Source organism: Cryobacterium sp. 10I1 (assembly GCF_035019805.1).
GTDB lineage: Bacteria > Actinomycetota > Actinomycetes > Actinomycetales > Microbacteriaceae > Cryobacterium > Cryobacterium glucosi.
Map to the genome: position 1 here is coordinate 1 of NZ_JASJVF010000080.1, position 13,061 is coordinate 13,061.

Here is a 13,061-nt window from a genome sequence, read left to right on the forward strand (position 1 = left end):
CGCTGATCGCGTTGCCGGAGACCTGGACAGGGGCCGTGGTGTCGGTGACGACCTGGGATCCCGAGAGGGTTCCGGAGTCGCCGCTGGTGTCTGCGGCGTGCGCCGCGGTCGTGCCGAGGAGCGAGAGCGCCCCGACGAAGAGGGTGCCGTAGAGCGCCCTGGACAGAGTGATGTTCACGATGGTTCTCCTTGAAAGTGTGAGTGAGCCGCGCGAGGGACGCGTGGCGGTGGTCCGCATGCCGTCGGGATAGCACGGCAGGGACCTACTCAGGCGGGAGAAGAACCGGGGTCGATGGAGAGGGAGGACGGCAGGGCGTCGTCCTCGAAAGTGAGACGGAGAGCCGCGACAGACGCGGCGCGTGTTGATCCGCACGTTGCGAGCAGAGATGCCGAACTGCCGCCGCCCGGTGCTGCGGCATCCGGAGTGGGCTGCGGCAGGTTAACGGGGTGCCCCGGCGTGCCGAGCGGGGCTCCGGTAGCGGATGCCGCGGCATCAAGTAGCGTCAGGCTCGCGACCGCGTCGGGGATACCGGCGGTGCCGCGCACAGAGGGCGGGAACGGATGCGCGCTCGGCGCGACGAAGACGGTCCCGGCCGGGACGACCGAGGTGATCACTGTGCGAGTCGCGAGGGTGGAAAGGTCTGAAACCGCGAGGGCGATCGTGGGCACGGCGACGGGCACGGCGACAGGAGAACCCGCCACATCGGGGATGCTGAGGTCCGGAATGCTGACGTCGGGTACTTCGGCAGCTACGGCGGCCAGAATCGGCGTCATGGCCGTCCCGACGGCTTCGGGCACGTCTGCGGACGCCGCGTCAATGGTTGCGGTGTCGACGCCAGGTGCGTCAGCCACGACGGAGACTGCAAAGGCAGGAACGCTGGCGACCAGCTCCGGGACGGAAGCGTTCAGGAGGCCGGGTGCGGCGGCATCCGTTGCAGGAGGCGCATCGGGGAGCAGATCGGTCGCCGACGCGGGATTCGCCCCGCCGCACAGGAACCAGGCGATGCCGAGCGCAACGGCGACGAGAGCGAGCCAGAGGGCGCGGGGAGCACGAAATGCCTCAGCATCATTCATCTCGTTCACCTCCGTCCTCAGTTGTGTACAAGGCCGACCGTAGGTGCACGGGGAGCTCGTGTCCACGAAACTGGTCAATACTGCCAGCTTCACCAGGACGGGCCTTGAGCGCCGGCCCCGCCTCACTTGGGGAATGTTGCATCACGCTGCAATTGGGATGGGCTGGCAAGGGTGCAAATCCCCCGGCCTGGGTCGGCCGAAACGGCCCGCGGATGAGCCAGCGAACGAGATTCGCAGTTCACAGGTTCAGGCGAGTCGACGGTCCCGCACCGTCCCGGGCGTGACGTCGTCCGACGAGAACCGCTGATCCGCCCCAATCTCGTTAAGGTTGGACGGGGCTTACGGGGGAAACGCATGGCAAAGAGTGCACAGGCGACAGAACCTCTCGCTTCACGAGTCCTGGGGAAGACAGACGAGCTGCACCTCGCGAGGGACGTCACGCGCCACCGTCCGCGACTACACCACAACTCGATGAGGATCCGGAGGTGAAACTCGGCACTCGCTCGATCGTCACCCTTGTCGCGGCCGTGACTATGGCAGCCGTGCTCACTGCTTGTTCCCCGCAGGCCGTCAGGGCCACTCCGGCGCCAACGCCGACGTCCTCAGGATCAGCGACCGGGGCATCAGCGACCGGGGCGAGCATCAGCCGCGAGGCCGCTGCCGCGCTCCTGAACGCCGTCCCCGGGCTGAGCGATGCCAGCATTGGTGAGGTCATCTCCGGCCTGTCGACCCTGGCGGTCATCGAGGTCTACGTCGATGACGACTCCGCGCTAGCGGCCCCCGGCGTGCTCGACTACGTCCTCAGGGTTGGCTGGGCGACCTCGTTCGACAGCCAGCCCGCCGAGCTGACCCTGACCGTGCGCAACCACGGCAGGACCCTCGACCTGCAGCCGCAGGCCAACCTGCTCGCCGGGGTCGAGTACCCGGCCCAGACCGGGGTGAACAGCGTCTACCTCGACAGTCCCGCATACCTGGGCACGTGGCCAGGCGCCGTCCCCACCCCGCCGGCCGCCTGAGCGCGGCCTTCCGGTGGCTAACTCAGGAAGATCGCGCGGCTGACCGCTACAGATTGCCGGACCGGTGCGGACGATCCTCCGTTGGCGCCCGTCGGTCAGCTGTCGAAGCTCACGACGGGCAGCGGTGACGGGTCCGGCCTGGAGAAGAGGTAGCCCTGCCCGTAGCGGCAGCCCATGGACCGGAGCAGGTCGCGTTGGCCTGCCGTCTCGATGCCCTCGGCGACGACGTCGAGTCCGAGCGAATCGGCAAGGCGCAGGATGCCCTCGACGATCGCCCGGTCGTGTTCGGAGCGTTCGAGGTCGCGCACGAAGGTGAGGTCGATCTTGAGCAGGTCGACGGTGAAGGCGCGGAGGTGCGTGAAGGAGGAATAGCCGGTGCCGAAGTCGTCGATCGCCAGTTTGACACCCAGTTCCCTCAGCTCCTGGAAGGTCCGGGCCGCGGAGTCGATCGCCTCGAGCACGGCGCTCTCCGTCAGTTCGATCCAGAGGCGCTCGGGAGGCAACCCGCTCTCCGCCAGCGCGCGTCTGACAACGACGCCGAAGTCGTCCTGCGCGAACTGTCGTGGAGAGACGTTGACGCTCACCGCGAGGCCGCCCTCGAGGGTCGCCGCCGCCCGGCAGGCCTGGCCGAGAACGGTCACGCCGATGCCCTTGATCAACCCGACTTCCTCGGCGATCGCGATGAACTCGCCCGGGTAGACGATGCCGCGCTCGGGGCGGCGCCATCGGGCGAGAGCCTCGGTGGCGACGACCGTGTTCTCCTGGAGATCGACGATCGGCTGGTACCAGGTCTCGATCTCGCCGAGCTCGACGGCGTCGCGGAGGGCGAGCTCGGTGTCCAGCCGCCGGTCGATGCGGCCGCGCAAGTCGTCGTCGAAGACCTCGTAGCGGGCCCGGCCCCGGCCCTTGGCCGAGTACATGGCCTGGTCTGCGTTGCGGAGTAGCGCCTCCGCGTCGTCGTGGCCGAGGCCGAAGGCGATGCCGATACTCGCGTCGACGGATGCGACGAGGTCGCCGATCCGGATCGGTTCGGCGATTGAGCGCTGCAGGTTGTGGGCCAGTGTGTGCACGTCCTCGCTGCTGTCGACGCCCGGACAGATGATCACGAATTCATCTCCGCCGATACGGGATACCGTATCGGTGGCCCGCGCCTGCTGCCGGAGCCGCACCCCGACCTCAGCCAGCACCGCGTCCCCGATGTGGTGGCCAAGGCTGTCGTTGACGAACTTGAACCGGTCCAGGTCGATGAACAGCACGGCCACGCCGTGCCCGTGCCGTGATGACTGCAACAGGGCCTGGTTGAGCCGGTCGAGAAGCAGCAGGCGATTGGGCAGGTTGGTCAGCGGGTCGTGGAACGCGAGGTGCTCCACTCGGGCCTCGGCGAGGCGGCGGGCGGTGATGTCCTCCACCTGGTACAGCAGCGCGCCAGCCTGCTCCCCCGCGGGGATCTCGGCGATACTCACCTTGACCCACGTCTCCTCGTCGTCGACCCGGAGCATCCGGCGGTCCATGCGCTGCCGCGTGGAGGGCCCGTCGAACACCTCCGACGTGCGAGCGCCGCGCGCTCCGGCATCGAGCGGCATGAAGATGGCCTCGATGTGCTGGCCGACGACAACGGATGCCGGCCCGGCGAGCTCGAACAGCCGCGGGTTGGCCGCCACCACCCTGCCGTCGAGATCCACGATCGCCGTGCCGAGCGGTGACGACGCGAACGCGGCCTCGAATCGTGCCCGCGCGGCCGAGACCGCCTGTTCTGCAGCGTGGAGCGCGGTCACGTCGGTGACCGTGGCCATGTGCCCGGTGACCTGACCGGCGTCCCGGATCGGCGCGGTGCTCACCTGTACCCAGTTGACCTGACCGCCCGGAGTGCGGAAGCGCATCATCGTCTCGTACGCTGCCCCGGCGGCAATCGCGGCAGCCCAGTCGCGTTGCACGCGTTCGGTATCGTCGGGGTGGATAGCTGTGGCCATACCGCCGCGCTGGAACTGAACCCTGGTGAGGCCGCTCAGGGCGCGCCACTGGTCGTTGGCGCTGAGAAGTCCGCCGGCCGCGTCCATCTGCACGATGCCCACCGGGGCGATCGCGACGAGCGTGTGCAACGTGTCTGCGATCTTCGCCAGCTCGCGGGTGCGCCTGTCCACCGCCGTCTCGAGGGTGTGGTTTGCCTCGTCCATCGCGACCATGGCGGCGTCGCGCTGCCGGTCGAGGTCGCGCAGCCTCCGGGCGGCCACCCAGCTCAGGCCGATGCCGACCACCGTCATCGTGGCGACCAGGAAGGCGACACCGAGCACCGTGTCGAACCAGCCCTGTCGCTGGCCCCAGAGTCGCAGCCACCCCAGCACGAAGGGGCCGAGCAGGAGGAGCGGAACGACGGGTCGGAGCAGCTGCCCTGAGCTACCCGGGTCGCGCAGCAATCCGACGAGGCCGTTGTTGGGCCGGGTGAGAAGGATCGAGACCGACTCGAACGCCACCGCGAGAGCGGTGATGAGAGCCATGCTCGTGTACCCGCCCACGGAGTAGAGCGAGGACGCCCCATAGGCGTAACCGAGCAATGCGAGCAGGCTCACAGTCAGCGAGCCTAAGGCGAGGCCGAGCATCCAGGACGCCCGCGGCAGCAGGCTCGCGCAGACGGCGATGCCCAGAAGGATCAGTGAAACGGCCGTCGCCGGCGCCATGCGCGGATCCTGACCGCCGAAGGCAATGCCGGGCAGCAGCCGGTCGACGCCGAGCGTCACGCCCAGAATGTCTTCGGCGAGGGTGAGGGCGCCGAGCAGAGCGACGGCGAGCCCCAGGACCAGTGCCACCCGACGCCGCTCGAGCAGGAACAGGGCCAGCGACAGCATGATGAGAGCCAGGGCCGGCGTCGGCTTCATCGACCAGGGGCCGGCGAATGGGGCCGGCAGGGTGCTCGCGCCGAGATACCAGCCTGCGAGTACGACGAGTCCCATCGCCCCGGTGACGGCCGCGCTGATGCGTGCCAGTAGTAATTGCATGCTGCCCTCGTGCTCGCGAGACACGGAAATACCTGCGCCCCCTCACAGGGTACCCGGCGCGGCCCAGCGCGTCACACCACCGCTTCCCTCGAGAACCGCCCTGCGCGCCGAGTGTCGTCGGCGCTCCGGCGACGGGGAGTTAACGACGGATGCCCCCCTCGCCGAGGCGAGAGGGGCATCCGTTGGTGAGGACTACACGCTACTTGTAGGTACCGGGCGTGAAGTCGTCGGACGAGAAGCTGTCGAAGTCGACGAAGCTCAGGTCACCCTCGTTGAACGCTGCATCATCGGTGAAGATGCGGTTCGGGTAACGCTCGGCCTTGGCCTCCTCCGTTGCCTCGACGGTGACGTCGCGGTAACGGGGCAGTCCGGTGCCGGCCGGGATCAGCTTTCCGATGATGACGTTCTCCTTGAGGCCCATCAGCGGGTCGCTCTTGCCTTCCATGGCCGCCTGGGTGAGAACCCGGGTGGTTTCCTGGAAGGAAGCGGCCGACAGCCAGGACTCGGTCGCCAGGGACGCCTTGGTGATACCCATGACTTCCTGACGAGCGGATGCCGTCTTCTTGCCCTCGGTGAGTGCCGCACGGTTGAGTTCGTTGTACTTCAACCGGTCGACGAGCTCGCCGGGGAGCAGGCCGGTGTCGCCGTGTTCGACGACGGTGACCTTGCGGAGCATCTGGCGGACGATGACCTCGATGTGCTTGTCGTGGATCGGCACACCCTGCGAACGGTAGACGTCCTGGACGCCACCGACGATGTGCTTCTGCACGGCCCGGACACCCTTGACGCGAAGAACTTCCTTCGGGTCGACGGCGCCGATGATGATCTGCGTGCCGAGCTCGACGTGCTGGCCATCCTCGACGAGGAGGGTGGAGCGCTTGAGCACCGGGTACGCGATCGGCTCGTCGCCGTTGTCGGGGGTCAGGATGACCTTCCGGCTGCGGTCGGTGTCCTCGATCGTGATGCGTCCGGCAGTGTCGACGATGGGCGACGCACCCTTGGGGGTACGTGCTTCGAAGAGCTCCTGGACGCGCGGCAGACCCTGGGTGATGTCGTCAGCGGACGCCGAACCACCGGTGTGGAAGGTACGCATGGTCAGCTGCGTGCCGGGCTCACCGATCGACTGTGCGGCGATGATGCCGACGGCCTCTCCGATGTCCACGAGCAGGCCGGTCGCGAGCGAACGGCCGTAGCAGACCGCACACACACCGACGGCAGACTCACACGTCAGCACGGAACGCACCTTGATGGTCTCGATGCCGGCCTCGACCAGCTTCTCGATCAGCACGTCTCCGACGTCGTCTCCGGCTTCGGCGACGACCTCGCCAGCGGCGTTGACCGCGGCTGCGGCCAGGCTGCGGGCGTAGACCGCGTTCTCCACGTTGGGGTGGCGAACCAGGTTACCGAGCGGGTCGACGATCGCGATCGGCAACTCGAGGCCCTTGGTCGTTCCACAGTTGTCTTCGCGGATGATGACATCCTGCGAGACGTCCACGAGACGACGGGTGAGGTACCCGGAGTCGGCGGTACGGAGGGCGGTGTCGGCCAGACCCTTACGGGCACCGTGAGTAGCAATGAAGTACTCGGCGACGGACAGGCCTTCGCGGTAGCTCGAGATGATCGGGCGAGGGATGATCTCACCCTTCGGGTTGTTCACGAGGCCTCGCATGCCGGCGATGTTACGCACCTGCAGCCAGTTACCACGAGCACCGGACGTGACCATGCGGTTGATGGTGTTGTCCTTCGGGAAGTTCTTCTGCATGGCCTCGGCGACGTCTTCCGTCGCCTTCGTCCAGATCTGAATGAGTTCCTGACGGCGCTCGAGGTCGGTCGTGAGACCCTTCTCGAACTGCGACTGCACCTTGGCGGCGAGCTTCTCGTAGCGAGCCACGATCTCGGGCTTGTCCGGCGGGGTGAGGATGTCGCTGAGCGCGACGGTCACACCGGACCGGGTGGCCCAGTAGAAACCGGCGTCCTTGACGCGGTCAAGCGTCGCGGCAACTTCCACCTTCGGGTACCGCTCGGCGAGGTCGTTGACGATCGCCGAGAGGCTGCCCTTGTCGGCCACCTTTTCGAAGTACGGGTAGTCGACCGGCATGGCCTCGTTGAAGATCGCGCGGCCGAGCGTGGTGTTCACCAGCACGGTACCGACGGCCTGGCCGTTGACGAGTTCCACGCCTTCCGGCTGGGTGCCCTCTTCGAAGTACTTGTCCGTCAGACGGATGCGTACCTTCGCGTTGAGGTCGAGGCCCTGGTTTTCGCCCTTTTTCTGGTCGAAGGCCAGGATCGCCTCGGCGATCGAGGAGAACGAGCGGCCTTCGCCGATCACGCCTTCCTTGAGCGTCGTGAGGTGGTGCAGACCGATGATCATGTCCTGGGTGGGCAGGGTCACCGGGCGGCCGTCGGACGGCTTCAGGATGTTGTTCGAGGCGAGCATCAGGATGCGCGCTTCGGCCTGGGCCTCCATGGACAGCGGCAGGTGCACTGCCATCTGGTCACCGTCGAAGTCGGCGTTGAACGCCGCACACACGAGCGGGTGCAGCTGGATGGCCTTACCCTCGACGAGCTGAGGCTCGAAGGCCTGGATGCCCAGGCGGTGCAGGGTGGGCGCACGGTTCAGCAGCACGGGGCGCTCGCGGATGATCTCCTCGAGCACGTCCCAGACCTGCGGGCGTGAACGTTCGACCATGCGCTTGGCGGCCTTGATGTTCTGAGCGTGGCTCAGGTCGATCAGGCGCTTGATCACAAACGGCTTGAACAGCTCGAGTGCCATCTGCTTGGGCAGACCACACTGGTGCAGCTTGAGCTGCGGGCCGACGACGATGACCGAACGGCCGGAGTAGTCGACGCGCTTGCCGAGGAGGTTCTGGCGGAAACGACCCTGCTTGCCCTTGAGCATGTCGCTCAGGGATTTGAGGGCACGGTTGCCAGTACCCGTGACGGGACGGCCGCGACGACCGTTGTCGAACAGTGCGTCGACAGCTTCCTGCAGCATCCGCTTCTCGTTGTTCACGATGATCTCGGGGGCACCGAGGTCAAGGAGGCGACGCAGGCGGTTGTTGCGGTTGATCACACGACGGTAGAGGTCGTTGAGGTCGCTCGTGGCGAAACGGCCACCGTCGAGCTGCACCATCGGGCGCAGTTCGGGCGGGATGACCGGGACGACGTCGAGCACCATCGCGGCCGGCGAGTTGCCGGTCATGATGAAGGCGTTGACCACGCGGAGACGCTTGATGGCGCGGATCTTCTTCTGACCCTTGCCCTCGGCGATCTGCAGGTGCAGGTTTTCGCTCTCGGTGACCAGGTCGAAGGCCAGCAGGCGCTTCTTGATGGCTTCGGCGCCCATGTAGGCCTCGAAGTACATGCCGAAACGGTCCTGGAGCTCGTGGAAGACGCTGTCCTCGGGCTTGAGGTCGCCGACCTTGAGGGTGCGGAAGTCTTCCCACACGCGCTCGAGGTGCGCGATCTGCTCGTCGAGGGACTTGCGGACCTGCCCCATTTCCTTCTCGGCGGCGTCCTTGGTGCGCTTCTTCTGGTCGCTCTTGGCGCCCTCGGCCTCAAGTGCGGCGAGGTCGGTTTCGAGGCGGACGAGGCGGTCGGCGATCCGGGAATCGCGCTGGCCTTCGAGGGTCTTGATCTCGAGGCGAAGCTCGTTCTCAAGGCCCGGCATGTCCTGGTGACGGCCGTCTTCGTCGACCGTGATGACCATGTACGCAGCGAAGTAGATGACCTTTTCGAGGTCCTTCGGTGCCATGTCCAGCAGGTAGCCGAGACGGGAGGGGACTCCCTTGAAGTACCAGATGTGGGTGACGGGGGCGGCGAGCTCGATGTGGCCCATCCGCTCACGACGCACCGACGACTTGGTGACCTCTACGCCACAACGCTCGCAGACGATGCCTTTGAAGCGAACTCGCTTGTACTTACCGCATGAGCATTCCCAGTCCCGGGACGGTCCGAAGATCTGCTCGCCGAACAGGCCGTCTTTTTCCGGCTTGAGCGTGCGGTAGTTGATGGTTTCGGGCTTCTTGACCTCACCGTGCGACCAGCGACGGATGTCGTCTGCGGTCGCCAGGCCAATTCGAAGCTCGTCAAACGTGGTTACGTCGAGCAATTTCTCTCCTTGAAGAGTGTTCGGAGTATTTGTCATTCTGCCCGGCCCTAGATGTCGTCGATCGAGGATGATTCGAAGCGGGTGGAAATGTTGATGCCGAGCTCTTCCGCAGCGCGGAACACCTCGTCATCCGTGTCGCGCAGGCTGACGGCGGTTCCGTCCGAGGACAGCACCTCGACGTTCAGGCACAGCGACTGCATTTCCTTGATGAGGACCTTGAAGCTCTCGGGGATGCCGGGCTCCTGGATGTTCTCACCCTTGACGATGGCCTCGTACACCTTGACGCGGCCGAGGATGTCGTCGCTCTTGATGGTCAGGAGCTCCTGCAGGGCGTACGCGGCACCGTATGCCTCGAGCGCCCAGACCTCCATCTCACCGAATCGCTGTCCACCGAACTGCGCCTTACCACCCAGCGGCTGCTGCGTGATCATGGAGTACGGACCGGTCGAACGAGCGTGGATCTTGTCGTCGACGAGGTGGTGCAGCTTCAGGATGTACATGTAGCCGACCGAGATCGGGTTCGGGAACGGCTCGCCGGAGCGGCCGTCGAACAGCTGCGTCTTTCCGGTGGAGTCGATCAGTCGCACGCCGTCGCGGGTCTTCGTCGTCGAGTCGAGGAGACCCTCGATCTCGATCTCGAACGCGCCGTCGAACACCGGGGTGGAGACCTTGGTGTTCGGTGCGGCGTGGTGCGCCTGCTCGGGCAGGTTGGCGGCCCACTTGGGCTTGCCTTCCACGTCCCAGCCCTGCTTCGCGATCCAGCCGAGGTGCGTTTCGAGCACCTGGCCGAAGTTCATGCGACCGGGGATACCGAGCGGGTTGAGGATGATGTCGACCGGGGTACCGTCTGCGAGGAACGGCATGTCCTCGATCGGCAGGATGCGGGAAATAACACCCTTGTTGCCGTGACGGCCGGCGAGCTTGTCACCCTCGGTGATCTTGCGCTTCTGGGCGATGAAGACGGCAACACGCTGGTTGACGCCAGAGCCGAGCTCGTCGTCGCCATCCTGCGAGTCGAACACCTTGACGCCGATGATCGTTCCGCGCTCACCGTGGGGCACCTTGAGCGAGGTGTCGCGAACTTCGCGGCTCTTCTCGTTGAAGATGGCGCGCAGCAGGCGTTCCTCGGCGGAAAGCTCGGTCTCGCCCTTCGGCGTGACCTTTCCGACCAGGATGTCGCCGGGGCGGACCTCGGCGCCGATGCGGATGATGCCACGCTCGTCCAGGTCTGCAAGCAGGTCCGGGGAGACGTTCGGCAGGTCGCGGGTGATCTCTTCCTTGCCGAGCTTGGTGTCGCGGGCGTCGACCTCGTATTCCTCGATGTGAATCGAGGAGAGGGTGTCGTCCTTGACCAGGTTCTGGCTCAGGATGATCGCGTCCTCGTAGTTGTAGCCTTCCCACGGCATGAATGCCACGAGGAGGTTCTTGCCGAGGGCGAGCTCTCCGTTGTCGGTGGCGGGACCGTCGGCGATGACCTCGCCGGCTTCGATCCGCTCACCTGCGGTGACCATGACGCGGTTGTTGTAGCTCGTGCCCTGGTTGGAGCGCGCGAACTTGCGCATGTAGTAGTCCTGCGTGCCACCCTCGTCAAGCTGGATGGTGACGACGTCGGCCGAAACCTCCATCACCACACCGGACTTGTCGGCGGTGATGACGTCGCCGGCGTCGATGGCCGCGAAGACCTCCATGCCGGTACCGACGAGCGGGCTGTCACTCATGAGGAGAGGAACGGCCTGGCGCTGCATGTTCGCACCCATGAGGGCGCGGTTCGCATCGTCGTGCTCGAGGAACGGGATGAGGGAGGTCGCGACGGACACCATCTGGCGCGGGGAGACATCCATGTAGCCGATGTCTTCTGCGGGGAAGAGGTCGACCTCGCCACCCTTCTTACGTGCGAGGACCCGGGGCTCGGCGAACCGGGCGTCCTTGGTCAGCGGCGCGTTGGCCTGGGCGACGATGAACTCGTCTTCTTCGCTCGCGGTCAGGTAGTCGATGGTCGTCGTGATGACGCCGTCGACGACACGACGGTACGGGGTCTCGATGAATCCGAAGGCGTTGATCCGCGCGAACGAGGCGAGCGAACCGATCAGGCCGATGTTCGGGCCTTCCGGGGTTTCAATCGGGCACATGCGGCCGTAGTGCGAGGGGTGAACGTCTCGCACCTCGACGCCGGCGCGGTCACGGGACAGACCACCCGGGCCGAGCGCGGACAAGCGGCGCTTGTGCGTGAGGCCGGCGAGCGGGTTGTTCTGGTCCATGAACTGCGACAGCTGGCTGGTTCCGAAGAACTCCTTGATCGCGGCGACGACGGGGCGCACGTTGATCAGGGTCTGCGGGGTGATCGCTTCGATGTCCTGCGTGGTCATGCGCTCGCGGACGACGCGCTCCATGCGGGACAGGCCGGTGCGGACCTGGTTCTGGATGAGCTCGCCGACGGCGCGGATACGACGGTTACCGAAGTGGTCGATATCGTCGATGTCGATGCGGATGTCGGTGGGGACGCCCTCACGGATGCCGGAGATCGTGGTCTGGTTGTCGTGAAGGGCAACCAGGTACTTGATCGTGGCGAGGATGTCCTCGAGGGTCAGCACGGAAGAGCTGAGCGGCGCTTCGATGCCGAGCTTGCGGTTGATCTTGTAACGACCAACCTTGGCCAGGTCGTAACGCTTGGAGTTGAAGAAGAAGTTGTCGAGGAGCGCGCGGGCTGCCTCTGCGGCGACCTGCTCTCCCGGGCGCAGCTTGCGGTAGATGTCCTTGAGGGCTTCTTCCTTGGTGAGGATGTTGTCCTTCTCAAGGGTGAGCTCGATGGACGCGAAGCCCTTGAACTCTTCGAGGATCTGCTCGCTCGTGAGGCCGAGTGCCTTGAGGAACACGGTCACGGACTGCTTGCGCTTGCGGTCGATGCGAACGCCGACCTGGTCACGCTTGTCGATCTCGAATTCGAGCCAGGCTCCACGGCTCGGGATGACGCGGGCGGAGTAGATGTCCTTGTCGGAGGTCTTCTCCTGCTCACGGTTGAAGTACACACCGGGCGAGCGCACGAGCTGTGAAACGACGACACGCTCGGTGCCGTTGATCACGAAGGTGCCCTTGGGGGTCATCAGCGGGAAGTCACCCATGAACACGGTCTGGGTCTTGATCTCACCGGTGAGGTGGTTCATGAACTCAGCGTTCACATAGAGGGGTGCGGAATAGGTCTTGCCCTTTTCCTTGCACTCGTCAATGGTGTACTTCTCAGGCTCGAGCTCGGGGTTGGTGAACGACAGCTGCATCGTTTCGCCGAGGTCCTCGATCGGGGAGATCTCTTCGAAGATCTCGTCGAGCCCGGTGCGGGTCGGGAGGTCCTGGCGACCTTGCGCCTGACCTTCTTCGACACGCTTCTTCCACTTGTCGTTTCCGACAAGCCAATCGAAGGACTCCGTCTGCAAGGCGAGCAGGTCCGGGACCGTCAGATTGTCTGTGATCTTTGCGAACGACAGACGCCCTGCAGCGCGGCCGTTCTTGGGTGAGTTGGTGGTTGCGTTGCGCGCAGCAGCCAAGGAAATAACCTCCGTAGACCCCGTCAGGTCTAGTCACTGTTAGTAATGAATTCCGAGTACGCTCCCCAGACCCTCAGTTTGATACGAGGTATGCCTCAAGGTGGCTTGAGCACGCAAAGCCGACCGCAATATGAAGGCATAGATTTGTCTGGGAGCGCAAAGATCAACTATAGGCTCTCTTTCCCCCTATGTCCACCCCAATCTTGACCTTCACCATTTTCTCAGGTATAACCCGCCGCATCCGCTCCCCCCGCCCCGCCGAACGACACGATCACGTCGCCGCCCTGCTGGGTGCGCCGCGCCACGCGCCGGTCGAGGTCGAGATCGC

The 13,061-nt window shown here is 65.4% G+C and carries 5 protein-coding genes; 1 reads left to right on the forward strand and 4 read right to left on the reverse strand.

Annotated elements, in window-relative coordinates:
- Positions 1–267: 267 nt before the first annotated feature.
- Entirely contained in the window at positions 268–1,074 is an 807-nt protein-coding gene (locus tag QN345_RS09150; protein ID WP_322136558.1) for a hypothetical protein, read from the reverse strand.
- 485 nt (positions 1,075–1,559) lie between these two features.
- On the opposite strand from QN345_RS09150, the gene QN345_RS09155 reads away from it, so the two are divergent.
- Positions 1,560–2,090, forward strand: a complete 531-nt coding sequence (locus QN345_RS09155; protein WP_322136559.1) for a hypothetical protein — start codon at positions 1,560–1,562, stop codon at positions 2,088–2,090.
- Positions 2,091–2,185: 95 nt separating this feature from the next.
- Here QN345_RS09155 and QN345_RS09160 read toward each other — a convergent pair whose 3' ends face one another.
- The 3 genes from QN345_RS09160 to rpoB all read right to left on the reverse strand — a co-directional run bounded on the left by QN345_RS09160 (position 2,186) and on the right by rpoB (position 12,733).
- A complete protein-coding gene (locus QN345_RS09160) occupies positions 2,186–5,083 on the reverse strand; it encodes a putative bifunctional diguanylate cyclase/phosphodiesterase (protein WP_322136560.1) in 2,898 nt (965 codons plus the stop codon).
- A gap of 199 nt (positions 5,084–5,282) precedes the next feature.
- Positions 5,283–9,194, reverse strand: a complete 3,912-nt coding sequence (locus tag QN345_RS09165) for a DNA-directed RNA polymerase subunit beta' (protein ID WP_134449705.1) — start codon at positions 9,192–9,194, stop codon at positions 5,283–5,285.
- A gap of 47 nt (positions 9,195–9,241) precedes the next feature.
- Positions 9,242–12,733, reverse strand: coding sequence for a DNA-directed RNA polymerase subunit beta (rpoB, locus tag QN345_RS09170; RefSeq protein ID WP_134449706.1), 3,492 nt, complete (start codon positions 12,731–12,733; stop codon positions 9,242–9,244).
- Positions 12,734–13,061 lie beyond the last annotated feature (328 nt).